The sequence below is a fragment of the Anaerospora hongkongensis genome (assembly GCF_004339805.1).
Classification (GTDB): domain Bacteria; phylum Bacillota; class Negativicutes; order Sporomusales; family DSM-15969; genus Anaerospora; species Anaerospora hongkongensis.
Window position 1 is genome coordinate 47,771 of the sequence record NZ_SLUI01000001.1, and the last position, 25,517, is coordinate 73,287.

At 45.4% G+C, this 25,517-nt stretch carries 21 protein-coding genes; 3 read left to right on the plus strand and 18 right to left on the minus strand.

All coding sequences use genetic code 11. The features are described 5' to 3' along the window. Window positions 1-2: 2 nt before the first annotated feature. The 10 genes from EV210_RS00215 to citD all read right to left on the minus strand — a co-directional run bounded on the left by EV210_RS00215 (window position 3) and on the right by citD (window position 11,842). Complete coding sequence (locus tag EV210_RS00215; protein ID WP_132073809.1) at window positions 3-1,925, minus strand: aconitate hydratase; 1,923 nt, start codon at window positions 1,923-1,925, stop codon at window positions 3-5. A 50-nt stretch (window positions 1,926-1,975) separates the two neighbouring features. Continuing rightward, on the minus strand, window positions 1,976-2,599 hold the full coding sequence (locus tag EV210_RS00220) for an RraA family protein (RefSeq protein ID WP_132073811.1): 624 nt from the start codon (window positions 2,597-2,599) through the stop codon (window positions 1,976-1,978). Window positions 2,600-3,035: 436 nt separating this feature from the next. Then, a complete protein-coding gene (locus EV210_RS23205) occupies window positions 3,036-4,124 on the minus strand; it encodes a methyl-accepting chemotaxis protein (RefSeq protein ID WP_279388457.1) in 1,089 nt (362 codons plus the stop codon). A gap of 131 nt (window positions 4,125-4,255) precedes the next feature. Next, window positions 4,256-5,665 (minus strand): DASS family sodium-coupled anion symporter, encoded by a 1,410-nt coding sequence (locus tag EV210_RS00230; RefSeq protein WP_132073815.1) that lies wholly within the window; start codon window positions 5,663-5,665, stop codon window positions 4,256-4,258. Between the two features lies 1 nt (window position 5,666). After that, on the minus strand, window positions 5,667-6,443 hold the full coding sequence (locus EV210_RS00235; RefSeq protein WP_132073817.1) for an MBL fold metallo-hydrolase: 777 nt from the start codon (window positions 6,441-6,443) through the stop codon (window positions 5,667-5,669). Between the two features lie 998 nt (window positions 6,444-7,441). Next, window positions 7,442-7,576: a hypothetical protein gene (locus tag EV210_RS23210; protein ID WP_279388458.1), complete on the minus strand. Its 135-nt coding sequence runs from the start codon at window positions 7,574-7,576 to the stop codon at window positions 7,442-7,444. A 180-nt stretch (window positions 7,577-7,756) separates the two neighbouring features. Next, complete coding sequence (locus tag EV210_RS00245; RefSeq protein ID WP_132073819.1) at window positions 7,757-9,100, minus strand: pyruvate carboxylase subunit B; 1,344 nt, start codon at window positions 9,098-9,100, stop codon at window positions 7,757-7,759. A gap of 35 nt (window positions 9,101-9,135) precedes the next feature. Continuing rightward, entirely contained in the window at window positions 9,136-10,674 is a 1,539-nt protein-coding gene (gene citF, locus EV210_RS00250) for a citrate lyase subunit alpha (RefSeq protein WP_132073821.1), read from the minus strand. A gap of 13 nt (window positions 10,675-10,687) precedes the next feature. Continuing rightward, window positions 10,688-11,557: an aldolase/citrate lyase family protein gene (locus EV210_RS00255; RefSeq protein WP_132073823.1), complete on the minus strand. Its 870-nt coding sequence runs from the start codon at window positions 11,555-11,557 to the stop codon at window positions 10,688-10,690. After that, a complete protein-coding gene (citD, locus tag EV210_RS00260) occupies window positions 11,558-11,842 on the minus strand; it encodes a citrate lyase acyl carrier protein (protein ID WP_132073825.1) in 285 nt (94 codons plus the stop codon). Window positions 11,843-12,169: 327 nt separating this feature from the next. Between citD and EV210_RS00265 the strand changes: the two genes are divergently transcribed. Next, window positions 12,170-13,051: a LysR family transcriptional regulator gene (locus tag EV210_RS00265; RefSeq protein WP_132073827.1), complete on the plus strand. Its 882-nt coding sequence runs from the start codon at window positions 12,170-12,172 to the stop codon at window positions 13,049-13,051. Between the two features lie 114 nt (window positions 13,052-13,165). Here EV210_RS00265 and EV210_RS00270 read toward each other — a convergent pair whose 3' ends face one another. From EV210_RS00270 to EV210_RS00280, 3 genes are read right to left on the minus strand one after another with little or no spacing between them, the layout of a single operon-like run. Continuing rightward, on the minus strand, window positions 13,166-13,714 hold the full coding sequence (locus EV210_RS00270; protein WP_132073829.1) for a flavodoxin family protein: 549 nt from the start codon (window positions 13,712-13,714) through the stop codon (window positions 13,166-13,168). Window positions 13,715-13,758: 44 nt separating this feature from the next. Then, window positions 13,759-14,514 carry an SDR family oxidoreductase gene (locus tag EV210_RS00275; protein ID WP_132073831.1) on the minus strand — a complete coding sequence of 252 codons (756 nt, stop codon included), beginning with the start codon at window positions 14,512-14,514 and terminating at the stop codon, window positions 13,759-13,761. A gap of 18 nt (window positions 14,515-14,532) precedes the next feature. Further along, window positions 14,533-15,126 carry a TetR/AcrR family transcriptional regulator gene (locus tag EV210_RS00280; protein ID WP_132073833.1) on the minus strand — a complete coding sequence of 198 codons (594 nt, stop codon included), beginning with the start codon at window positions 15,124-15,126 and terminating at the stop codon, window positions 14,533-14,535. 332 nt (window positions 15,127-15,458) lie between these two features. On the opposite strand from EV210_RS00280, the gene EV210_RS00285 reads away from it, so the two are divergent. Continuing rightward, window positions 15,459-16,130: a cytochrome c biogenesis CcdA family protein gene (locus EV210_RS00285; protein WP_165898734.1), complete on the plus strand. Its 672-nt coding sequence runs from the start codon at window positions 15,459-15,461 to the stop codon at window positions 16,128-16,130. A 100-nt stretch (window positions 16,131-16,230) separates the two neighbouring features. Continuing rightward, on the plus strand, window positions 16,231-16,923 hold the full coding sequence (locus tag EV210_RS00290) for a DUF881 domain-containing protein (protein WP_424218028.1): 693 nt from the start codon (window positions 16,231-16,233) through the stop codon (window positions 16,921-16,923). A gap of 140 nt (window positions 16,924-17,063) precedes the next feature. Here EV210_RS00290 and EV210_RS00295 read toward each other — a convergent pair whose 3' ends face one another. The 5 genes from EV210_RS00295 to EV210_RS00315 form a co-directional block, all read right to left on the minus strand. After that, window positions 17,064-17,525 carry a hypothetical protein gene (locus EV210_RS00295; RefSeq protein ID WP_243650368.1) on the minus strand — a complete coding sequence of 154 codons (462 nt, stop codon included), beginning with the start codon at window positions 17,523-17,525 and terminating at the stop codon, window positions 17,064-17,066. A 97-nt stretch (window positions 17,526-17,622) separates the two neighbouring features. Continuing rightward, window positions 17,623-20,808 carry an efflux RND transporter permease subunit gene (locus EV210_RS00300; protein WP_132073837.1) on the minus strand — a complete coding sequence of 1,062 codons (3,186 nt, stop codon included), beginning with the start codon at window positions 20,806-20,808 and terminating at the stop codon, window positions 17,623-17,625. Window positions 20,809-20,819: 11 nt separating this feature from the next. Then, complete coding sequence (locus tag EV210_RS00305; protein WP_132073839.1) at window positions 20,820-22,124, minus strand: efflux RND transporter periplasmic adaptor subunit; 1,305 nt, start codon at window positions 22,122-22,124, stop codon at window positions 20,820-20,822. A gap of 28 nt (window positions 22,125-22,152) precedes the next feature. Continuing rightward, window positions 22,153-23,451 (minus strand): TolC family protein, encoded by a 1,299-nt coding sequence (locus EV210_RS00310; protein WP_132073841.1) that lies wholly within the window; start codon window positions 23,449-23,451, stop codon window positions 22,153-22,155. Between the two features lie 479 nt (window positions 23,452-23,930). Next, a complete protein-coding gene (locus EV210_RS00315) occupies window positions 23,931-25,442 on the minus strand; it encodes a dihydrolipoyl dehydrogenase family protein (RefSeq protein WP_132073843.1) in 1,512 nt (503 codons plus the stop codon). Between the last annotated feature and the right edge of the window lie 75 nt (window positions 25,443-25,517).

The window sequence follows — 25,517 nt, forward strand, 5'->3', positions numbered from 1 at the left end:
AATTATGCACGGAGCTTAATCCAATTAAGACGTCCGCCTTTTTTTACTATTTCTAATTCTTCTGAGGTTAATGGACTCTTTACTAGTATATCCAACTGCTTACTCTTATTTGTAACAGTAGCGCTGTCTTTATTGAGAATTGCTTCAAATTCTATAATCAAATAGTCCCCTTGATCTATCTTTTCGTAATCTGATTCATTGATAAACACCAGCGGTAAAATGCCGAAATTAACAAGATTAGCAAGATGAATGCGGGCAAAGCTTTTTGCAATAATCGTTTTTACGCCCAAATAACGCGGTGCAAGAGCAGCTTGCTCACGGCTGGAGCCTTGCCCATAGTTAACACCGGCAACGATAAAACCTCCGCCTGCCTCTTGGGCACGTTTCGCAAAAGAAGCATCCACTACATGAAATACATACTTGGCAATTTCCGGAGTGTTATTTCGCATAGGCAAAAAATTTGCTCCTGCAGGCACAATATGATCTGTGGTTATATCCTCACCCAGCTTAATTAATACCGGACTGGAAATCACATCAGGCAATGCTTCTAAAACGGGTGGCGGACTAATATTAGGACCCCGGCGTATAGAAATTTCCGAACCATTCTGAGAAGGATAGATGAACATATTGTCTTCAATCATAAACTTTTCCGGCATTTGATACTCAACTGGCGTTATGCCAAGCTTTCTAGGGTCCGTTATTACCCCGGTTATTGCAGAGGCTACGGCAACTTCAGGTCCTACTAAGTACACATTTCCACTCGGATGGCCGCACCTGCCTAAAAAATTACGGGTAGTTGTTCTAAGTGATATTCCATTTGTGGGTGGCGCAAACCCCGAGCCGTTACAGGCTCCACAGCCTGACTCCAAAACACGAACGCCAGCTTTTATTACCGCCAGAAAAGCGCCACGCGCAACGCTTTCAAGATAGACTTGTTTGCTTCCAATGTATAGCCCCGCGTCTACACGAGGATGTACGGACTTATTCTCCAGCATAGTGGCAATAGACAATATGTCTTGCAGAGAAGAATTTGCACAACTGCCAATTACAACTTGATCAACAGGAAGTCCTTCAACCTCACTGATAGGGACTACCCTGTCCGGCTGATGGGGCAGTGCAATAAGCGGCTCTATCTGTGCTAAATCGATTTCAATCACATCATCATAGACAGCATCCGGATCCGCTGCTAAAGGATGCCACTCATTTTCGCGGTTTTGTGCACGCATCCACGCTTTGGTAACTTCATCACTGGGGAAAATGGAAGATGTGGCGCCAGTTTCAGTTCCCATATTAGTAATGATCGCCCGCTCCGTAACATTAAGCGTACTAATTCCCGGTCCGGCGTACTCATAGATTTTATTTACACCACCCTTAACCGTGACGCGGCGTAATAGTTCAAGCACAACATTTTTTGCTGACACAAACGGCTGTAGTTTACCGGTTAGATTGACCTTGACTATTTGGGGCATCTTCAAAGAAAAAGGCTCTCCCGCCATAGCCAATGCCACGTCAAGTCCACCTGCACCAAGTCCTAACATTCCAACACCGCCAGCAGCAGGTGTATGTGAGTCGCTTCCCAACAGCACCTTACCTGGTATATCAAAACGTTCCAAATGAACCTGATGACAAATCCCATTACCCATTCTGGATGTTATGATTCCATGTTTAGCAGCCACGTCCATTAAATATCGATGGTCATCTGAATTACGAAAGTCAGCTTGTATTAAATTGTGATCAATATAACTTACCGCAAGCTCATTTTGAACACGATCCATCCCAACTGCTTCAAATTGCAGATAAGCAGCAACGCCATTAACATCGTGCGTAAGAGTTTGATCTATTTTAATATTAATAGGTTCTCCTCGCTTCATTGTTCCACTAACCAAATGAGCGGAAATGATTTTTTCGGCTATCGTTTGTCCCATAAAAAACACCTTTCGTTTTAAGTTTTTGTAATTTGCTTAGTTTTCTAAACCTAGTTTTTGAGCCCAAGCAGTTCATCTATCCATCTAGCTGCTGCTTCGGGATTTCCTAAAACATTTTGGGCTCGAACCTCATCTTTGTTAAGCTTATCAATTGCGGCTTTTAAAACCGAATCTTCACTGTCTTTTGGTACTACAGTAACGCCATTAACATCTCCAACAATAATATCGCCTGGAGAAATTACTGTTCCGCCGCTGGAAATCGAAACATTAATTTCACCTGCCCCAATTTTTTTACTGCAAGCAAGCGTTCCTCCCTTACAAAAAACAGGAAAGCCTGAATTCTTAATACTGAGTATATCGCGGATGGTGCCGTCAATAACAATACCTCCCAGACCTAGTGTGGCAGCCAAACCAATAACAAAATCTCCGGCAACAGCAGTATACAAAAAGCTTTTCGCATCCACTACGAGAATATCTCCTGGGTTGGCATCACGAATCGCTTTTAGCAGCATCAAATTGTCTCCTGCTGGAAGCCTGACGGTAAAAGCACGTCCACTGATTTTATATTCTTCTTTTAATGGCTTGATCATTGGATCGAGGTTTCTTAAACCATCCATTGCATCTGAGATACAGGTACCCGGAATTTCCCGAAATTTTTCAACAATACTTGTCATATTTAGCTCCCTTCTATGATGATTAAGTATAAAGGCATCAGCACTTTATATTAAATCTTCTACCATGCAAGTTATGTTCCAACTATTCTGCTTTTCATATTGATGTCCCTCAAGGCTTATTTTATTTGGTCTGATGCTTGTTTATCTTTGAAGCCAAGTATTACTAAATTACGTCATTTAAGCAAACGATGAAATTCCGACCACAAACGTTGCGTTTAACCCAATAAATGCATTAAAAACAAGGGTATTTGTTGCCTTAATGGCAGATATTGATGCATCTAGATTTATATTATCAAAAAGCACCAGACAAATTGAGATAGTCTAATTACATTCCGTCCACCTCAGAATTGACCCGAAACTCATCCTCCCCAAGCCTTCATAGTTGGTAACCATCGGAAGTCTGCCTTCACAAGTAAATGTTAGGTGTCTAAAAAAACTATTTCGTTTGTGCCATACGGAGCATTTCCACACTAACCTGTTGCAACTCATTTATCATAATGGTAATAGATTGGGTAGCCTGGGCCTGCTCCTGCGTGATGGTGGCTGTTTGCTGGGTATTACGGATTACTGAACTCATGGAGAATTCCATCTGTTCCTGTATAGTACGGATGCTCTTGACTGAGGCTGTACTTTGAATGGATAATTTCCGAACTTCGTCAGCTACTACTGTAAACCCACGCCCGTAGTCGCCTGCCCGTGCCGCCTCGATAGAAGCATTTAGACCTAAAAGGTTCGTTTGACTGGCGATTTGCCGTATAGTGTCCAATATCTTATGAGTATTATTGACATTTATAGCGGCTTTATTGGAAATCATCGTCACCTCCTGCATAGTAGCTACTAACCCCTCCTGAGAAGCATTTAATTCTTCTACGGTAGCTGCAATATGAGTAATAGAATCATTTATCCGGCGCGCTTGATTTAAAAGAATTTGCTTCGTATCATGATTTTGAGCAAGGGTGATAACCTTTCTTGCCATGCGACTTACCGAAGCAGGAGTTGCCTCTCTAGGCGGACTAGCAATTACCGTGACATCTGGACTAAGAGCCCGGGCGAATCTAGTATATAAAATTTTATCTTTGGAAACAAAGACATCATTGCCGATAATATATTTGGCTTCAGACAGTTTTTGTCTAGTAACTTCCTCTGAAATCTCATCAAAAGCGATGACATCGTAGATAAGGTGGTCGAGGTGATATTCTTTCAATAATTTTAAAGTGATATCCGCACCGCTTTGGCTAGTATTAAAGAGAACTACCTTCTCACCTTCAGGGATGCGGGCTATTTGAATAAAGAAATGGGCAGGTGGACGCATATCCAAAGCAATGACTTTCTCAGCCCCATGTTTATGAATAAAATCTTTTTCGCGGTTTGCAAAACAAACATATATGTCACTAGGATAATTGATATATTCTCTAAAAGTAGCCTTTTTTGTTTCCGCTATGTTGCCTAGTGTATTTATAATAACAGTTTCAAGTTCTTGGGCAGCGGACTCGTTTATTGCAACTAAGGTAAGCGTTATTGCCACAATCTTACCCCTCCAATACCAGTTCTTTTCATTCGTATACCAGCTGTTTTTTACCATTAAAAAGCCCGTCATCCGACGAGCTTCTAACATTTAGCCTTGAAGTACTAATAATTTCTAACAAATATTAAAAACTAATAATAGCCCATGAATTTCCAATAGGGAATACCAATTAACATTGTTACTAAATAGTGGAGTACGACAATGATGGTACCAATCTTCCACCAAGTTATCTGATCCACATAGCCTGCGCCGAACAAAACTGGACCACACGCCCCTCCATAATGGGTTACCAACGCACCCCAAGTCAGAGAAATACCCAAAAGAAGTGCGAGCGGCAACGCTGGCAGATGTGCCGCCAAACCAATAGTAAATAGTACCGGTACAAACGACGTAGCATATGCAGCGGTCGATGCAAATACGTAACGAACAGCGATCGAAACGAAAAGGATAATCGCAAAGGCTGTGTAATGATCAAAAGCCGAAAGATTCACGTTGTCGCCAATTACCTTCGCCAAGGAGGTAAAGAATTTAGCTTGGCTCAATGCAGTTGCCAGGCCAATGATGCCACCATACCAGATAAGAGTGCTCCACGCACCACCAGTTTTGAGTACATCTTCCCAAGTCAGAACACGGGTAACCAGAGCAGCCGCAACGAAGGCAATGGCTATTGCTGTAGAGTCAAAGCCAGTTAAACCTGTTGTTGACCAGCCTATTATCGCCAGGATGAATAGCGAAGCTAAAATCTTCTCTTTCGTTGATACAGGACCTAGCTCCGCCAGGCCTTTCTGCGCAATTTCTTTATAATTGTCGATGTATTTAATTTCAGGCGGATAAAGCTTATAGACTGCGTAGGGAATCACCAGCAGCACCAGCATTACTGGCACAAATGCGGCAATTGCCCAATCCACCCATGATACTTGCACCTTTAAAATGTCTTTAGCAAAATGCAGAACGATAACATTGGAAGCAGTAGCCGTTATAAACAAACAAGAAGTAGTCATGCTCACCTGATAAGCTAAAAGGTTCAAATAGCTTCCAATTTTACGGCCGGTGTCCCCGGGGTCAGATCCCAAGGCGCTGGACAAACTTTGGAAGATCGGGTATACAATACCGCCAGTTCTAGCCGTATTGGAAGGAGTAGCTGGACTGATTAGGGTATCGGTGATGGTCATTGCATACCCTAAACCAAGTGTAGATCGCCCAATCTTTCCAATTAACATATAAGCGATGCGTTGCCCCAAACCAGTGCCAGAAAAGGCCTTACTTAATGAAAAAGCGGTAAATACCAGCCATGCTGTCCCGTTACTATAACCCCCCAGTACTGCCCCCATTTTCTTTAGCCATAAACTTACAATAGTAATAGCTAATAGCATGATTGCCGGTTCCGGTAACGGACGCAGCATTATTCCCAAAATAGCTCCAACATATATTGCAAACAACCTCCATGAATCTACCGTAAAATCGGCTGGAACTGGCATAACCAGGATCAAAACTGGAATAAGAATTACTGCAGCCCATTTTATCGCAATTATATTTTTCATTTTAATCCCCCTCCAATATCATTATTTCTTCTTTTTTACGCCGGGTCATCTCTAAATACAGATCTAAATTTCTTGTCTTTTCACCGGCAATCCCGGCTGGAACGATTACTGTCTCGCGCGCCTCAGTCAAAGCTATGATTTCTTCTTTGGTCACCTGAAGAATTCTGTCATGTCCAGGAACTACCACTTCAGCAATATCTCTTATTCTCTTAATGCTTCGAGTACAGGCAGCTTCATTATGAGCTCCGGGAACCTTCCCGCTGGCCAATTCTTCCATGTTTTTCACCGCATCTCCGGTTAATACCGTTACCGGCATCTCCGAATCTCGTAGCACTAGCGCCATCCCTCCCGGTGTGTGTCCCGGCACTAACAGCGTTTTTACCCCTGGCGAAATTTCCTCTGATTCCTTCTCAACCAGAGTTAAACGGCCACTCTTTTTTATGGTCAGATAATAGGGCTCTGGAAAAGCAAAATCATCAACCGGACCGGTAAGAGCCCATGCATCTTCCACTGCATGCATGACGATCTCCGCATTTGGAAAATAATCATAATTTCTCACGTGATCATCGTGGAAGTGACTGAATACCAACATATTAATGTCAGTTGGCTCTACACCAGCCCTGCGCAGATGATCGCGGATGGAGCGGCGTTTGCTTGGTCCACCAGTATCAAACAGAATTTTGTTTTTACCACTTTCGATATAAATAACCGAACTCCAACTCAAAGACCCGCTAGCCGTCTTACCAGGGAACCCTTGGATAATAACCTGCATTTTCATGCGCTACCTCTCCTTTATTACATTTCTGTTTTAATATAGAAGCAAAATGAGTATCTGAATCAGGCTTGTGAACTAATCCATAATTCAGCCATCCGCCACTCTTAACAATTTCCAACGCTTCATAAGTAAGTGGACTTTTTATGGCTTCACAATAACGATTTCTTGCTCTAACAGTATTTTATATTTAATGCAAATTAATCACCCTGTACAGTTTTTGCATAAATCCCCCCCTTATAAGCCATAACGCCATTAACATCTCTATAAGTGTTTGGTCAATTTTTAATCTTGATCGGTTCTCCTCTTTACAATGTTCCACTAACTAAATTAGCTTGAAATAAATATTTTTGTTATATTAGGTTCATCCAAACACCCCTTCCAATCCTCATGATTACTAACTTATATTATTTAATGCAATATTTGTGCCATTAGCCTTTTTGACTCGGTCTATCATGTTTAAACGCAGTTATTATGCAGGTTTTCGCTTGTCAATTCGACTTATCAAAATAGCCGGAACATTATTTATTTTCCAAAATTTAATCAATATGTTGCTGAATCACGAGCAGGCGTTGCTATTTTAATGATCGAGTGCTGCCTATTCTCAGATAATTGCTTCCTTTTTTGTAGTGTGTAGCGCAACGCCAGCAATAACAGTTAGATAAACTCTGAACAGGTGATACGTCTGGTATAGAATGCTGTACCTAATAAACTAATTAACATAGGCTTCCATCATCTGAAAATTAAAAAGATCATTCCATTCTTTCGCAATCTTCTCAGTCAACCACACCGATAAAACCTTTATCATGTCTTATCAAATTCGAGCTGCTAAAATCTTAAACAAAAAACACGCGCTATGTGGGTGAAAATGCTTATCTAACAATTTCAAGCTTAGTTCCAAATTAATATAAATCTCATCATACGAATTGATCGTCTGCTGTCAACGATTGTTTTTATAAAAAAGATGCCCTGCAACTCAATACGAGTTGCAGGGCATCTTTTATTTATTCTGCATTCTGATGAACTGCACCGTTAGCTTTAGCTTCTTCTGCTATTGCCTGTTCACCACGCTTCATTGCTTCTCTTTCCATAGAGCCAACTTCACCTGTCGTTATGTCGCTCCAATGAGTTGTTCGCATATAACCTTTTTGCTATCCTTCTTCACTATACAAATTAGTATAATCTAAACGAAAATACTGGCCCATCATATAAAACCTATATGAACTTCTGAATGATTGGCTGATTTTCTTTACTTCAGCAATACTGTACGCGAAAACATCCTTATAAATAATTCATTATATAGTGTCTCATTTAATCTTTTATCGATTATTTTTGAAGACCTCCAGCGCTACTTCCGGAAATAAAGCATAAGAGAGCACATCTTCCGTAGAAGCACTAGCGTACCCCTTTTCTGATAACTCATTGCGCAAGCTTGCCATCTGTGGAGCGATATCATCAGCCGGCCGGTGATTAATGACCGGTTCATCACCGACAATTGCTTTGCGGAACTCAGGATCAATGGGCGCAGGTGTACGACCGTATTTACCACGGACAATATCTTTAATTTCACGAGGTACAACCTTATATCTGCCCAGCATTACATTGAAGGCTGCCATCGAGCCGGTAATCTGACTCGTAGGCGTAACAAGCGGAGGATAGCCCAGGTCGGCCCGAACACGCGGCATCTCTTCCAAAAGCTCAGGATACTTATCTGCCATACCCTGTTCTTTCATCTGGTTCAGCAAATTAGACAGCATCCCGCCAGGTATCTGGAACGAGAGAACTTTCGTATCAATATCCATAGCTGTATTGAGTTTGAAAGTTTCAGCCAAATCCTTTTTCACACTGCGGAAATGATCTGCAATGGGGTACAGTGCTTCTTTCTTTATTCCCGTATCCCAGGACGTCCCTTCCAGTGCAGCAACGATAGCCTCAGTGGCCGGCTGGGAAGTCCCCATGGCAAAAGGTGATAAGGCGCAGTCAACAATATCAACACCTGCTTCTATCGCCTTTAGGTAGGTCATCGATGCCATCCCGCTGGTATAGTGTGTATGCAGTTGTATCGGTATATCGATAGTCGCTTTGAGTGCTTGCACGAGATCGTACGCTGTATAAGGAGACAGCAGCCCCGACATGTCTTTGATGCAGATAGAGTCCGCCCCCATCTGGACAAGATCTTTAGCTACCTGAAGAAAGCTGTCCTTATGATGATAGGGACTAATCGTATAGACAAAGGCCCCTTGCACATGAGCACCAGCTGTTTTTGCCGCCCGCATCGCCGTCTCCAGGTTGCGAACATCATTCAGCGCATCGAATATCCGGATAATACCAACGCCATTATCAACAGCCCGGTTTATAAACTCGGTGACAACGTCATCTGCATAATGGTTATAGCCTAACACATTTTGCCCGCGCAACAGCATTTGAATCGGCGTTTTGGGCAAATGTTTTTTTAAAGTTCGCAGCCGCTCCCATGGGTCTTCGTTCAAAAATCGCAGACAGCTGTCAAAAGTAGCTCCGCCCCATGCTTCAAGAGCATGAAACCCGGCATTATCCAACTGTTCCAGTACGGGTATCATATCGGTTATGCGCATGCGCGTTGCCGCCAGCGACTGATGGCCATCTCTAAGAACAGTTTCCATTATCTTAACTTGGTTAGCCATATTCCCTTATCCCCCTAATATGTCTATTTATTGTATCAGAGCGGCCGGCGAATGACATCAATAATACTGCCATCCCGGTACTCCACCACTCCGACAATCTGATCACTGACAGGAATAGGCTCTGGTTTGCCTGCGAGATTATAGGCTATTTGCTGCAAATCGTGAATGGACATAACAGGTACGCCTGATTCCTTGAGATTATTCATCAGATCTGTACGGCGCGGATTAACGGCTACCCCTCGTTCAGTTACAATAACATCCACTGTTTCGCCAGGTGTAACAATAGTATTTACCCGGTCCAGTACCATCGGCAGACGGCCTCGCAGCAGCGGTGCCACGACAATGGCCAGATTAGCTTCGGCAGCGGTATCCGAGTGGCCTCCCGATGCCCCCATGATTACGCCATTGGAATCGGTAATAACATTAACGTTAAAGTTAACATCTACTTCGGTTGCGCTTAAGATAACCACATCCAGCTGATTTACGATCGGCCCGCCGTTATGGGGATTGGCATAAAAGGATGCTGACATTTCCTGATGGCGGGGATTGTTTTTTATTGACTCAACGGATGGCAGATCAAAATCCTGTACATCAAAAATCGTTTGGATCAAACCTTCGTTCAGCATGTCCACAAAGGGAGCCGTTACGCCGCCCAAACCAAAGCTGGCAGTAATCCCCTGGGCAATCATTTTCTCCTTAATGAACCGGGCTGCAGCCAGCGAAGCGCCGCCGCTGCCTAATTGCAGCGAATAGCCATCTTTGAAGTAGCCTGAGTATTCAATTACAGTAGTCGCATAATCGGCAATGAGCAGTTCTCTGGGGTCACGGCTGATGCGCAAGGCACCTGAGGCAATTCCCTGCGGATTGCCGATGCTCTCCAGCTCGACAATATAGTCTACCTGGGTCTGCGGGATGCTGATCCGCTGCAAGGGACGGTCTACTAAATTATCCGTTAAGGCAATGACCGTATCGGCATAGGCCGCATCCACCATGGCATACCCCATAGAACCGCAGGCCGATTTGCCTTCAGTACCGTTAATATTGCCGAACTTGTCGCAGCAGGGAGCGCCTAGAAAAGCGACGTCAATATGCAGTTCACCGCTTTCAATTGCTCTGGCCCGTCCGCCGTGAGAGCGAATCAGAACCGGTCTGGCCAGTTTTCCGGCTGTCATAAGCTTGCCAAGCTTTCCGCGTCCGCCGCTTGTTTCAATATTGGTAATGACGCCCGCCTCAATATAGGGAATGATGGCGTCATTGACGTCGTTTAACGAGCTGGGTGCTAAGGTTAAACCTTTGATTCCTTTTTGGGCAATCGCCTCGACAACCAGGTTTAGAATATAGTCTCCATTACGGAAATGATGATGAAAGGATATAGTCATGCCACTTTTTAGGCCCGCGGCTTCAATTGCCTGGTCAATCGATTTGAGGATTTTCTCAGAACGAGGTTTAACAGAGCGAATTTTCGGACCCCATAGCCGGCCCACTGGTGTTATGGCAAACGGTCCCGCATAGGGAACGATGTTATTATAGCCTGTAATCTGCTGGGGAATGTCTCTTCCAGCTGCATTAATCATGACAATACCTCCTCTATTTCTGTACGGCCGCCGCATAGTCGAGAATGCGCTGAGCCCGTACGACGATGGGGCCGTCAATCATTTTGCCATCCAGGGCAATGACGCCCGACTTCTTAGCAAGCGCTTCTTCATAGGCTGCTAAAATGCGCTTTGCGTTGTCAATTTCTTTGGCAGTAGGCTGAAACACCTGATGCACAAGGCGGACCTGGCGGGGATTAATTACTGACTTGCCATCGAAGCCCATACCTTTAATGGTGTTGGCTTCTTCGACAAAGCCGGTTTCATCATTCACATCGGAAAACACGCTGTCAATAGCCTGAATGCCAGCTGCCCTGGCAGCTAATAACAGCTCAGAACGGGGTACGAACAGCTCACGGCCTTCCTTACTCCGGGAAGTGCGCAGATCAGCAATGAAGTCTTCACCGCCGATTGCCAGGAATTCCATACGCGGACTAGCTGCCGCAATATCATAAGCGCAGCGCAGTCCTTTGGCCGTTTCAATGGCAGCACCGATGGCAATAGAGCCAGGAGCAAAGCCGTTATCTTGCTCAGCTTTGGTAATAATCTTATTAAGCTCTTTAATATCGTCCACTGATTCGGCTTTAGGCAAACGGATGAGATCCGGTTTAGCAGGCAGTACTACTGCCAGATCATCGTATCCGAAAGGCGTGCTTAAATGGTTAATGCGAATACAGGTTTCACAGGGGTAGCTGATTGATTGAAGAGCCTCGGCCACCACGTGGCGGGCTGCATCTTTTTCGGTGATGGATACGGCATCTTCCAGGCAGAAAATAATTGAATCAGCGCCATAAATACCGGCGTTCTGGAGCATTCCCGGATTATTGCCCGGTACAAACATCATACTTCTGCGCATTCTGGCCATCTATATTCCTCCCTTGGCAGACGCTCTCTGTATGGCAGTCTGCAGCCTTGCCCGGATGGTGCAATCAAGAGCCCCTTTATCATTGGCGTGCACCTGGGCGTCGGTAATTCCCTGATTGGTTAATACCTCCTGTATCACTTGGGTAATACGGGGTCCGTACTGCTTGATCACCGGGCTGTTCAGCTCAATTATGATACCTGCACCAGGATTGGCGGGCGCGATGGTGATAATGATGTCATTGGACTCTACCGTTCCAGCCTGGCCTGGCTGAAGTAATTTCTGCATATGGCACCTCCATAAATGAATATTGAAAACTAACTAGCTCAAGCTTAAGAATAACAGGATTATTAAAATAAATAAAATATATAACTTTTATAAATGTTATAAAAGTTTCTTATTCCCCTCCTTGCGCCTGGCAAGGAAGGGATACAATACGATCCCACTACGCGGTTGTAATTTTCATTAGAACGAGGTATTCGACTCCAATCTCCACTAGAAAGTTACAAAAAATTGCGAAATCTAGTTAAAGTGTAGTATAATTAGGGAAATAAATAAAATATATATTTTTTTGGCATTTCAATAATTTTTACTTATTTCGAGGTGCATACACATATGGATGATAAAGACTGGCTAATGTTAAAAACCATTGCAGGAGAGAAAAACCTGACAAAATCCGCTGAACGCTTATACCTATCCCAGCCAGCGCTCACATACCGGTTACGAAATCTGGAGAAAGAGTTTGGTACGCAGCTTGTTGCCCGCCGCCCTACTGGTGTACTTCTCACCCCTCAGGGAGAATATCTGTTAAACTATTCAGAAGAAATGCTGACGCAAATGAATAAGGTGAAAGAACGCATTAAGAACATGGAAAACAAAGTCCAAGGTACGCTCAGGCTTGGAACATCCTCTGTTTTTGCCCACTATGAGCTGCCGCAGATTCTAAAAAGCTTTTTACACTGCTTTCCTGATGTGGAAGTTTTACTAAAAACAGGCCTTAGTCGTCACATACACCGGATGCTGCAAAAAGAAGAAGTTTCCCTTGCCATCCTGAGAGGTGACTATCATTGGGCAGATGAAAAGTTTCTGCTGCGTGAAGAGCCTATCTGCCTGGTGTCAAGCACCCCCATCGAATTTTGCGAATTGCCTTACAGGCCCCAAATCAGTTACTTAACCGACAGCTCTTTAGAACCGGTGATACAAGATTGGTGGCGCGAATCGTTCGCCTGTGCTCCGCGGATAAACATGGAAGTCGACAGTATGGATACCTGCCGTCAAATGGTGCTGCACGGCCTTGGCTGGGCTATCTTGCCTGAAATTGGCCTGGGCGAGCAAAGCGGGTTATTTCGGCGCGAACTTTTTTGGCGCAGTGGCAAGCCACTGGTGAGGAAAACCTGGTTAGCATACTCGTCAGCGTTCTTAGAACTATCCGCTGTCCGTGCTTTTGTTGAGTTCCTTAAAGAGCAGTATCAAGTTCGTCAGCCTTTATCTAAATAGCGGGTATAGCAACGAAAAGGGCTGTCTCTACAAGTTATAAACTAACTTGCGGGGACAGCCCTTACATATACCGTTGTCAAATGGTACTAAAGGGGAAAAGAAAATCGGCCTGCTCTAAACCGCTTTTCCTGCTTCATAAGCTTGTAGTAATAGTTCTTTATTATTAGCAGCAGTACGAGGGTCTGTGCCCCCCGCCTGTAAAAGGGTATCCACTACCTGTAAGTTAAGCATTTTAAGCACGGCTTCATTGGTTTGAAAGGATATTTGAAAAGCCTGTGGATCCGGATTCCCTTGCGAATATATCATAATCAGGCTTTTAACGGCATATCTGGGTTGGAAATTTTCATCGAACAAGCCGCAGAGTCTATCCCACAACAACTTCATTTGCGCCGTTACCTGCCAAACGTATACGGGCGAGCCGAAAACCACAGCATCGGCTTCGACGATCTGTTGAAACATGTTCTGGAGATCGTCCTGCATAGTACAGTATCCGGTTTTGCGGCAAACAAGGCAGCCTTGGCAGGGTTTGATATTCATATCATACAAATTAAATATAGTTGTATCGGCACCCGCATCTTGCGCTCCCCGCATTACTTCTTTTACAAGGGTAGCAGTGTTGCCATTTTTTCTTGGACTCCCTATAAAAGCAACCACTTTTTTCATCTTGTTCTTCCCTCCATTAAAAAGAAATTCCTAAATCCAGTCGGTTAAATAAAGCCGCCATTGACACGAATCGTTTGGCCCGTTACCCACTGTGCTTCCTGCCCTGCCAGCCACAACACGACTTTCGCAATATCTGCCGTTTCTCCCAGGCGGCCAAATGCGTTCATTGTTGTCAGTGTTTGGATTTGCTCTTTTGTCTTCCCCACAGTAAAAAGTTCGGTGTTGACCGGTCCTGGCGCAACTGCGTTAATCGTAATCCCTTTAGGTCCAAATTCTTTGGCTAATTGACGGGTAAACTGCTCGACAGCCCCCTTCGTGCCCGCATAAATGCTGTACGCCGGGAACATCAGCCCGGCCACGGAAGTGGAAAAATTGATGATCCGTCCGTTAGCGGCCATATGCCTCGCAGCTTGTTGACAGGCAAAATAAGTTCCTTTTACATTGACGGCAAAAATTCTGTCAAAATCCTCTTCTGTTATAGCCGTGATCGGTTTTGTAATCATAATTCCGGCATTATTGACCAGAATGTCGATCTTCCCGTAGGCTTCCATCGCACGTTGGAATAACCTCTCCACCTCAACTACCTGGCTGATGTCCGCCTGAATTGCGGTTGCTTCACCGCCCTGCTTTTTAATTGCGGCAACCACTGCAATTGCTTTTTCCGAATTTCCGGCATAATTAATAATGACCTTTGCTCCCTGCAGTGCCAGCTCTTCTGCGATATTTCTCCCAATCCCCCGGGACGATCCCGTTACCAAGGCAACTTTTCCTGTTAGCTTTTGCTCCTGTACTCGTGCCATCGTTTCTCCTCCTCGCTACTAGTCCTGCAAACCCGCCAGCATAGTCTCAACGACTTGTTTTAGCAATCCCTCCCTGTTTTCGTCTTTATAATCCAATACCATCCGGGGATGATGGAAGGATACAGTAGCTTCCAGTAATAGCCGAACTACGCTTTCCGGTGATTTTGCGCGAATTTCTTGCGCTATGACCGCCTTTTGTACAAGCATCAGCAGCTGGCTATTCAAATTGGCCAAATGTCGGATAATAAATGGCTTCAACAGCTCTGCGGCCATGTTAAAGGATTTATAAAGCTCAGGATCTTTTAAAACCTTTTCTTTCTTGAGTTGATGATATTTCAGGAACCATTCCACAATCAATCGTCGCGGCGGCACCACCTTGTTCACAATAAGCTCTAAGGTATTGTCCATGTGCACCAGCCACCGTTCCGATATAGCATCAAGCACTGCTGCTTTATCAGGAAAGTGATTATAAAGCGCAGCTTGACTGATTTTGAGTTCCTTCGCAATATCTGTTAAACGAAATTTTTCGAAACTGTAAGCCCGAATCTTTTCTTCGGCAATTTGCAGTGCTTTTTCTTTTATTTCTTCAGAAGATAAACCTGTTTTTGGCAATGTATCATCACCGCACTTTCATCGTGTCTAAGTACAAAGTAGGATGTCACGAATGGCTATTTTTATATTATATGTTATAAATATTATAATTTATAACATATATCAAGTCAAATCTTACTTATTTATTCTCTCACTTCACGCTGATTCAGTTGCTTGCTAACTAATCATTTGCATAAGACACTTTTGCTGCATAAGAAAAACGTTGTTTTAACTAGATCGTATGGGTAATAGGTGAAGAACAGTTAGCCTGCCAAATAAAGGATTGCATGAGACGTTCCCTTCTACGCATAGGTATGCTAGTATGCGAATCACTAATAAGGAGGACTAGTTTCATGGAATTGAGCTACGCTGCCTTTTTCACCGCTTTTACTGCTGGTTTTTTTTCTTTTCTATCTCCCTGCGTGTTAGCTGTTTTGCCAACATGCACGGCATTTCTGAGCAGCACAGGAAGCGGCGCTGTCCGCTCTCCCCACAGGTGGCAATTAGGGATCAACATATGTATCTTCTTAAGCGGGTTCATCGCCGTCTTTCTAGTAATTGGTGCCGGCGCAGCCTACCTTGGCCAGGCTCTGCATAGCTATCAGCACATCATCAGTAAAATTGGTGCAGCCTTCATGATAGTGATGGGCCTGCAGCTTAGCGGGTTCCTTTCCCTTTCTGTGATCAACAGTAAGTATCATTTGCGTTTTCCAGCCAAGGCGAATTCGTATGGCATCTTTCTTCTTGGAGTAGCTTCTACTGCTGCCTGGACTCCCTGTAATAGTCCGCTGCTCGCACCCGTATTGATATATGCCAGCGCTTCACCCTCCTTATTAAAAGGAGTTGCCCTCTTTTTTGTATACGGCTTGGGTTTTTGTCTCCCCTTTGCATTGCTGGCAGTTACAATAGAGCGCTACGTAAGCAGGCTGCATTTCTTTTCACGCCGCTTAAATGGGGTCCAGCGTATAGCAGGTTTACTCTTAGCACTAGGCGGAGTACTTCTCTTTTTTGATTTGCTTGGTTAGCTTTGATATGTATAATGATAATAGGTAACAAAAATTCTTGTCGCAACTTAAACTCGCAAGGCTTGCTACCGCTATTGTCATACATAATAGGAGTGATATCTTGCTAAAACATGGACAACTTTCCATCGCGATGGTTTGTGTTATTCTAGGAATTATGCTGGCCATTCAATTTCGCACCACACAGGATATACGTTCTTCCTTACAGTTTCAACGAGTTGAAGATCTCACCCAACGCTTGATGCAAGTGGAAAAAGAACGCAACTCTCTCGAGAGCCAGGTGCGCGATTTACGCCAGAGTTCTGGAAATGAAGCAGCTGCTAAAGATTTAGAAAACATTAAAATGGGTGCTGGGGTAGTAGCGCTGCAAGGTGCAGGCGTCATAGTTACGATGAACGATACCAAACTCTCCTCTCCTGTTGGCAGTAAAAACCCCAATTTATACCTAATAAAGGATGAAGACCTCTTAAAAATTCTGAATGAACTGCGGGCAGCCGGCGCTGAGGCCATTGCAATCAATAATCAACGCTTGATTGCTTCATCTGAAATCCGTACTGCTGGATCATTTATATCGCTCAACAGTGTAAGCTTAGCCGCTCCTTTTGAAATCAAAGCGATTGGCGATCCGACGACGTTGGAAAATTCCCTTAAAATTCGCGGCGGAGTCATGGAAACCTTGCAATTTTGGGGTATCCAGGTTGTGGTAAAGCAGTCCAGCACTGTGGATATTCCGGCATTTAAGGGCACCTATCATTTCCAATACGCCCAGCCAATCCAGACGGCGGGTAAGCGCTGACGTGACAAAATAGTATTTGGTATAATAATCGCATCATTGTTGTCTATTACTGAGTCTCTTACCAGTGCAGCAGTAAAAATGAATAAAAAAGGAGCTGCATTCGCTGTTTAAAGCGTTTAGCAGCTCCTCATTTTATGAGGTTAATGACTCATGGTCTGCAGGTGAGTAGTAGTTTGCTTCATAAGGTCCTGCATCGCTTTGGCTTTGCTCTCTAAGGCACCTGGGTCTGTTTTACCTGCGTTTATGCTGTCTTTAATCTCCACTGCCGCCTTGCGCAGGCTATCCTTTAAACCGGCATCCATCATATGAGGCAGGACCTTATCGGTAGTACTAACCAGTTGAGCGGCACTCTTTTGTGCGTCCATCGTCTGGCCTGCTTTCACTTGCTTAACCATATCCTGCAGAACTTTATCCAGGTCTTTCATGATGGGCATGGGATCTTCCTTCGGCATAGCCATGCTATGCCCTTGATGACCGGCTGCCTGCTCTTGACTGGCCGGGGCTTGCGCTGCCGGTTTCTCACTGGAGCCGCAACCTGCCACCAGCGCCATTACTGCGACAGCAGCTAAAACGCCTACAAGTACTTTTGTTTTCTTCATCATTGCTATTCCTCCAATTGATATTAAAATACAGAGCTAGCCTACAGTGGGGGAATATGAATCCCCACCTTAGGCTTCATTTATTTTTAGCTGACTAAACTTAGTCGGCAGTGCGCGAGATACCGGATATCGATGAGTTCTTGCGCTCACGCCACTTGTTCCAGACCAGATAAATGCACGGCAGCACGATCAGTGTCAACACGGTGGAGGTAACCAGACCGCCCACAACAACTGTGGCCATTGGTCGCTGCACCTCAGCACCGGTACCGGTGGCAAAGATAAGCGGGAACAAGCCTAGGCTGGCGACTAGTGCGGTAATCATAACCGGCCGCAGCCGGGTGAATGCACCTTCAACAATGGCTTCTTCCAAGGTCCGGTGATCCCGCAGATGCTTGATATAGGTTACCATGATGACCCCGTTTTGCACTGCAATCCCGAAGAGGGCGATAAAGCCGACAGCCGCCGCCACCGTCATGTAGGTGCCAGTAAGATACATGGCAACAATGCCGCCCACCAGGGAGAAGGGAATATTCATCAGGATAAGGAAAGCATCGCTGGCCGAGTTAAAGGTCATATAGAGCAAGAAGAACGTCAGCACGATAACCGCTGGCACCACCAGCGACAACCGGTCTTTTGCCCGCTGTTGATTCTCATATTGTCCGGTCCATTTTATCGAATAGCCGGCCGGTAAATCAACTTTTTCTTTGATTACTTGATTGGCTTCATTTACAAAGCTAACGACGTCCCGGCCCCGGGTGTTCATCTGTACGATCATCCGGTAGACCCCGTTTTCACTGCTGATCATTGACGGACCATCCACAACCTGGAATTGAGCCACTTCGCCCAGCTGTACATAAGCACCAGTGGCCGGACCGGCTGCTGAGGCAGTTTGGCCGCCACCCATGCCACCCATTCCGCTACCGCTGCTTTTTGCAACCGCACCACCACCGGTTACAGGAACGAGGATGCTTTGCATGGCATCAATGGTTTCCCGGTTTTCCCGATTGTAACGGACCAAGACATTAAAACGTTTGCGGCCTTCTATCGTAGTAGTAGCAGTTTTGCCGCCTACTGCCAATTCGACGGCATCTTCCACATCCGCAATGTTTAGTCCATAGCGGGCAGCCTTTTCCCTGTTAACCTGAATTTCCAGATAAGAAGCACCAAAGACCCGTTCTGCCAGCAAATCGCTAACCCCTGGTACAGTTGCCAGGGCCTTTTCAATATCAAAGGCTTTTTGCTGCAATACTTTGAGGTCTTCCCCATAGAGCTTGATGCCTAGCTCAGTACGGACCCCGGTGGTCAGCATGGATAACCGTCCGGCAATCGGCTGGGTAAAGGCTAAATTAAGCCCCGGGAGGTTAGCCAGTTTGACCATCATTTCCTGTTCGATAGCCTCTTTGGTCATTCCCGGCCGCCACTGCTCTTTGGGTTTTAAGGTGACGATGGTTTCAATCATGCTGATCGGCGCGGGATCCATGGCCGACTCGGCCCGGCCCACTTTGCCCACCGACATGTCGATTTCAGGAATTTCCATGATGACCCTATCCATGGTTTTGGCTGCTTCCAGCGCTTCCGTAAGCGACACACTGGGCAGCATGGTTGGCATTACCAGAAAAGTTCCTTCATCCAAAGCCGGCATAAAGGTTGTGCCAATAAGCGGTAACAGCGAAAATCCGCCAATCATTATGATTACTGCAATGACGATAGTAGCTTTACTGTGCTTTAATACTGATTTTAACGCGGGCACATACCATTGATGCAACTTGGCTACGATCCAGGTGTCCTTTTCCTCAATTTTTCCTCTGAGTAAAAAGGTACACAGCACCGGTACCAGCGTAAACGCCAGCAGCAGCGAGCCACTCATGGCAAAGGATTTTGCCCAGGCCATCGGAGTATACATCTTGCCTTCCGTACCGGTCATAGTGAACACCGGCAGGAAAGTAACGATGATAATGGTTATAGAAAAGAAGATGGGCGCAGCCACTTCTTTCGCCGCTTCCAGCGTCACATCAATAATACTGCGCCGTCCGCGGTCCTCGGCTAAATGGCGGAAAATATTTTCCACCATAACAATGGCTGCGTCAGTCATGACGCCGATGCCAATGGCAATACCGCCAAGTGACATCAGATTGGCCGATAGGTGGATTTGTTTCATGGCAATTAATGCAATCAGGATACCGATGGGGATGGCACTGGTGACAATCAGACTGGAACGAATATTGCCTAAAAAGGCGACGACGATGATCGATACTAAAATGAATTCTTCCAGCAATGCTCTCGTCAGCGTATTCACTGCTTTTTTCACCAGATCAGTTTGGTCGTAAAAAGGCACAATCCGCATGCCCTCCGGTAAGGATGGCTGAATTTCGTCGATTTTAGCTTTCACCTGGTCGATCACATTCAGTGTGTTTTCACCCATGCGCTGAATGACAATCCCCCCGGCTGCCTCATAGCCCGACTTGGTCAGCACACCCCGGCGGAAATCAGGTCCGGCAGTAACGGCGGCCACATCTTTAATATATATGGGAACATTGTTATTTTGCGTGATCACAATATTCTTAATATCATCGGGAGACTGGATTAAACCAAGCCCGCGGATGATAAATTCCTGACCGTTTTGTTCGACAACTTTGGCGCCGATGTTAGCGTTATTAGCGCCAAGTGCTCCAAATACCTGGTTGAAAGTAATCCGGTAGCTTTGCAGGAGCGAAGGATCAAGGTTCACCTGGTACTGCATTACATAGCCGCCAATGCTGGCTACTTCGGCTACCCCAGGCACGGCACTCAATTGTTGTTTGATGGTAAAATCCTCAACAGTGCGCAATTCAGCCAGGTTATGGCGATCACTTTCCACCGTGTACATAAAGACCTGGCCCATGGGAGTGCTGACCGGCCCCAAGGCCGGCTGTACGCCACGCGGCAATTGCGGAATAGCCTGCTGCACTTTTTCATTGACCACTTGGCGGGCAAAGTAGGGCTCCACTCCATCTTCAAAAATAACTGTGATAAGCGACATTCCAAAAGAGGAAGCCGAACGCACTTCTTTCACCTTGGGCAATCCACGCAGGGCTGTTTCCAGCGGATAGGTCACCTGGTCCTGAATCTCCTGCGGCCCCCGGCCCATCCAGTCGGCTGAGACAAGCACCTGGTTTTCACTTAGGTCAGGAAAAGCGTCAATGGGAGTGTCCCGTACGGTAAAAACGCCCCATACAATGACCAGTGCGAACAAAATCAGGACGATTACCCGGTTTTTCAGGGAAAACTCGATTAATTTATTGAGCATGGTGATCCTCCTTAATGTCCGCTATGGCCGCTGTGTTCGCCCCCGGCAGCCGGTGCACCTGGTATAGCCGGTGCAGTCGAAGATTGCGTCGGAGCGGTCGCGCCGCTGGCAGCAGGTACTGGTGCAGTAGTTCCTGCTGCAGCTCCTGAGCCACCATGACCGGCATGGCTGCCAAAGCTGCCTAATTTAGTCTGCGAATCAATGAGGAAGGTAGCGGCGGTTACCACTGTATCACCGCTTTGCAGTCCGGACAGGATCTGGATATAGCCATCGGCGTGCTGTCCTATGACTACATCTCGTTTGACGAACGTATCTTCGCCTTGGGCCACAAAGACAATTTTCCGGCTGCCGGTATCTAGCAGACTGGACTCCGGTACAACGAGGCTGTCGCCCAGCGGAATTTGCACATTGGCATTGACAAACATATTGGGTTTCAGTCTACCTGCAGGATTGGCCATTTCGACCCGCACTTTGACCGTCCGGGTGGCATCATCGAGGACTGGGTTAATAAAGGTCACTTGTCCGCTAAAGGTTTCTCCCGGATAGGCGCCGCTGGTTACTAGTACCGGCTGTCCAGGAGTAATGCCAGCAATATCTTTTTCGTAAATATCAGCATACAGCCAAACCGTAGATAAGTCCGACAGACTATACAGCTTGTCACCAGGCATAATGAATGTTCCTGGCAGCAACTGTTTTTCCAGCACTGTACCACCAAACTGGGCATAGATCGTCATATGATCATTAGGCTTGCGGGTATGCTCCAGATGGGCAATATCACTGTCAGGCACATTTAAGAGTTGCAGTTTACGCCGAGCTGCTTCCCTTAGACGGTTGTTAATCTGGACTACATCTTTGCTGGCGTTTCTCAGTTTCTCCACATTTTCCAGCGTCAATAAATACTCTTCTTGAGCGGCAATATAGGTTGGACTATATACAGCGGCAATGGCCTGCCCTGGATAAATAGTTTCTCCTTCGGCAGTAACATACAGTTCATCAACCCGCCCTTCGACCCGGGATGTGATGAAAGTCCGACCGCTTTCATTCATCGCAATCTTACCGGTGGTCTTGATTTCCTTGGCCAGCGACTTAACGGTTGCTTGGGCGGTCTGCACCCCGGCTAATTGTCGGGCCTTGGCATCAAGCGTAACTGTATCGCCCATGGCCATGACCGGAGCATTCGTTTGGTGTCCAGTATGGTTTACTGCAGCTGGTTTATTGTGCTGCGTAGTATAGTAGTAGCCGGCACCGCCTATTATCAGAACACCGGCAGTCACACCAATAATAATTTTCTTTTTGGCCTGTAGTTTTTCGATCATGCTGTCCTCTCCTTTTCCGGCTTCATCATTATGGCTGCGCTCCGCTGGTGAATAGAGGTTTACCTACCGCTTTTTCCAGATTGGCTGCCGCTTTTTCATAATCTACGCGGGCTTTATAGTAATCCAGTCTGACATTACGGAGAGCATTAAGACTATCCAGAACAGCCATGAAATCCACCTTACCGTTGGTATAGCTTACCACTCCGGCTTGGTAAGTTTGTTCAGCCTGGGGGACGATCGTGTTTTTATATAAGTTGATCTGACGCCAGGCTGACTGTGCCTCGATTAACGCCATCTGTAAATCCAGGCCGGTCATATTTTGCATATTATCTAGCGAAGCCTGAGCTGCGTCCAAGTTAGCCGCAGCCGATTTAATTTCTGCTTTGTTTTTACCCTGCCAAATCGGCAGCATAACCATAAATTCCATTTTCCAGGTATCCGGCTGCGTGTCCATCATCGTCTGTTTTCGATCCTTATAACCGACACTGAACTGATAATCCGGCAGTTGTTGTTTCTGCGCCAGCTCCACACCATTTTTCGCCATATCCACTTGCCGTTCCATACCGACAACAGATGGTTTACCAACCGCTGCATCTGTTTGCAACTTGGCCAAATCAAAATTAGGAGGCGGAGCGCTGAACTCCTCTTTCACGGTGAACGGTGTATCAGCTTTACGGCCAAGGACAGTATTGACTTTGGCTTTCGCCACTGCCGCCATCGAGGCCATACTCAGCAGATCTGTGCTCATTTTAGAAAATTCGGTCTGAGCTCGTAAAGTATCTTGCAACGGTACCATCCCGGTGGAATAGTTAACCTGGGCGATCTGAACTAGCTGGCCCATAATCTCTTGGTTTGCCTTGCCAATTTCCAGTGCTTTATTCGCATAGAGCAGGTCATAATAGGCTGTTTTCGCTGTAGTATAGACCTCCATCTGCTTATCCTGGTAATTGGCTTTGGCCATCTCGGCATCACTGCCGGCCATTTTCCCCATGGCTTTCAGTTTCGCCGGGTTCATAATGTCCTGACTGAACGTATACTCGGTCATCATAGCATCAAAGGGGTTTAAAGTGCCGGTGGGGATATCATCTTTCATAATACCGAGTTGTGGATTAGCCCAGGCTTTAGCCAGCGGAATGCGGGCCTGCTTTTCTTCCCAGCGTTTTTGGCTCTCAATGACGGCTGGATTATTTTTGACAGCCGTATCCACCACCTGCTGCAGTGTCAGTACTTCCTGGTTTTCTGCCGCCAGGGACGGGACGGTTACTAACAACGTCATGATAGCTGTCAGAACCATGGTCTTTCCCCGAATCCATTTTTTTGTGTACATAGTGCCTCCTTTTCTCTCGTTCCAGAAAAATTGCAATATAATTTCTTATTAAGCTTTAGCTCCCATGTCTTGTTCCTAACTATACAGACTTGATATGAATAAGTTATGAAGAGTTTTTAAAGAACTTATGAATTTTATTGTTAGAAGCTTTGTAATGTCCGGCCAACTAAGTAAAGCAGCTTTCTGCTTAGATGCTAAGGTGGTCAAGCTTGATCCGCCTCCCGATCCGCAATATGGCGGATAATGAAGCCTAGCACAAACAGTTGTACCAAAAGTACTCCCCACATGATTCTCACCTCGTCCTTCCCCAGTGAATACTGCTATCATACACTTTAGGTGTGAAGAACTAATGAACATACTGTGAAGAACTCATGCTTTTCTCTACGAATTTTTTACTTCACGATGATCTGTAAATTAAAATAGGACGCATTGCTGCGCCCTAGAGGATGGCTATCGGTTTCCTAAACTGTTTATTGTCTTTACTTTCCTTCCAAGTAGTATCTTACCCACATAATTACTTCCGCTAGTGAAGGGTGTGGTGTCATTGTCTCGCTGATACTTTGCACGGAGTGCGGATCTAAATAACGAGTCATCCTGGAGGCCCGTAACTCCATTGCCGACTTAGATGCAATATGATCATTGACAGGTGTAAGGATCGTTTCACCAGCATTCATAAGATTAACAAATGGTTGGAGCAGAATAGATGCTTGCGGTCCAATTAAATGGGCGCCTAGAATGAGATTTGTTTGTTTATCTACCACAATTTTAACAAATCCATCATGTTCGTCTCCGGGATCAAAGCCAAGGGCAAATCCTTTGGAAGTCGATGAATAATGATGTTTGGCTGTTAGAACCTCATAGCCTGCTTGAATAGCCTGCTGCTCTGTCAGTCCCACATGTGCAACTTGAGGGTACGTGAAGGTTACAACAGGTATTAAATCATAGCGAGCCCAGCGCCAATCTTGAAGTTGTTGTTCGCCAAATAAATTGTGAACTACTATTTCGGCTTCATAATTTGCCTTGTGTCGGAATGGAGCTGCGCCATTTACATCACCAAATGCCCAGACACCATCAACATTTGTTTCTAAAAACTCATTTGTATTAATCCATCCTCCGCTATCGGTTATGATACTTGTGTTTTCCAAGTGTAATAAATCCGTATTGGGGCGTATGCCAGAGGCAAGCAAAATTTCTTCCGCCCGGACTTCGCAAGACTCGCTAGTTATTTTGTCAGAAAAGGTGATGATCTTTTCGCCATTTTCTACCCGTACCGCAGTTGGTATGTGATGCAATAATACATTAATACCAAAACTACGAAGGTCCTTTAAAATTTGGGCAGAGAATTCTTCATCTTCCTTAGGCAGCAGGCGAGTATTGCGTTGTACCAAAGTGACCTTCGTACCAGCCGCTGTAAACACATGAGCAAACTCTGTGCCGATAGGGCCACCGCCCACAATGACTAAACTTTTGTATGGTGTTTCCGGATACTTATCGCCAAACAGGGATTCAGACGTTAGATAGCCAGCCTCTTCCAATCCAGCAATAGAAGGGATATTCGTACGCGAACCAACGGCAATAAAGATCTTCTCGGCTGTAAACTCGTCTGATAGCGTACCATCATTTAATGCGACTTGTAATACCTTTTCGCTTGTGAAGTAACCGGTACCTTGATAGATATCAACATTTTTTGTTGTGTAATAGGCTAAAATATCATTACATTCATTTATTTTCTGCCATACACGCCGGGAAACGGTCTCCCAATTCATTCGCGCCGGGGCTACGTCGACACCGATCTTTGACAATCCATCAATTTCCCTAATGTAGTCTGCAGCTGTAACCATCACCTTAGTTGGAATACAGCCTCGGGTTAAGCACGTCCCGCCAAACCGTCCTTTTTCTATCATAGCGCACTTTAATCCCTGCTCAAGGGCCGCATCTAAAACAATATTGGCAGATCCTGAACCAATTACCACAACATCATATTGCTTCATGCCATTAATAACTCCTCTTAAATTTATAGTTCTAAAGTATAATACGCTGCATGTTAGATAAGGGTTATTAGTGAA

Bases quoted from the DNA above. Each gene is read 5' to 3' on its own strand.
- EV210_RS00230 (WP_132073815.1), bottom strand. From the start codon at position 5,665: ATGAAAAATATAATTGCGATAAAATGGGCTGCAGTAATTCTTATTCCA.
- EV210_RS00285 (WP_165898734.1), top strand. From the start codon at position 15,459: ATGGAATTGAGCTACGCTGCCTTTTTCACCGCTTTTACTGCTGGTTTT.
- EV210_RS00315 (WP_132073843.1), bottom strand. From the start codon at position 25,442: ATGAAGCAATATGATGTTGTGGTAATTGGTTCAGGATCTGCCAATATT.
- EV210_RS00255 (WP_132073823.1), bottom strand. From the start codon at position 11,557: ATGGCCAGAATGCGCAGAAGTATGATGTTTGTACCGGGCAATAATCCG.
- EV210_RS00295 (WP_243650368.1), bottom strand. From the start codon at position 17,525: ATGATGAAGAAAACAAAAGTACTTGTAGGCGTTTTAGCTGCTGTCGCA.
- citD (WP_132073825.1), bottom strand. From the start codon at position 11,842: ATGCAGAAATTACTTCAGCCAGGCCAGGCTGGAACGGTAGAGTCCAAT.
- EV210_RS00220 (WP_132073811.1), bottom strand. From the start codon at position 2,599: ATGACAAGTATTGTTGAAAAATTTCGGGAAATTCCGGGTACCTGTATC.
- EV210_RS00270 (WP_132073829.1), bottom strand. From the start codon at position 13,714: ATGAAAAAAGTGGTTGCTTTTATAGGGAGTCCAAGAAAAAATGGCAAC.
- EV210_RS00300 (WP_132073837.1), bottom strand. From the start codon at position 20,808: ATGCTCAATAAATTAATCGAGTTTTCCCTGAAAAACCGGGTAATCGTC.
- EV210_RS00310 (WP_132073841.1), bottom strand. From the start codon at position 23,451: ATGTACACAAAAAAATGGATTCGGGGAAAGACCATGGTTCTGACAGCT.
- EV210_RS00305 (WP_132073839.1), bottom strand. From the start codon at position 22,124: ATGATCGAAAAACTACAGGCCAAAAAGAAAATTATTATTGGTGTGACT.
- EV210_RS00265 (WP_132073827.1), top strand. From the start codon at position 12,170: ATGGATGATAAAGACTGGCTAATGTTAAAAACCATTGCAGGAGAGAAA.
- EV210_RS00245 (WP_132073819.1), bottom strand. From the start codon at position 9,100: ATGGCTAACCAAGTTAAGATAATGGAAACTGTTCTTAGAGATGGCCAT.
- citF (WP_132073821.1), bottom strand. From the start codon at position 10,674: ATGATTAATGCAGCTGGAAGAGACATTCCCCAGCAGATTACAGGCTAT.
- EV210_RS00215 (WP_132073809.1), bottom strand. From the start codon at position 1,925: ATGGGACAAACGATAGCCGAAAAAATCATTTCCGCTCATTTGGTTAGT.
- EV210_RS00275 (WP_132073831.1), bottom strand. From the start codon at position 14,514: ATGGCACGAGTACAGGAGCAAAAGCTAACAGGAAAAGTTGCCTTGGTA.
- EV210_RS00235 (WP_132073817.1), bottom strand. From the start codon at position 6,443: ATGAAAATGCAGGTTATTATCCAAGGGTTCCCTGGTAAGACGGCTAGC.
- EV210_RS23210 (WP_279388458.1), bottom strand. From the start codon at position 7,576: ATGCGAACAACTCATTGGAGCGACATAACGACAGGTGAAGTTGGCTCT.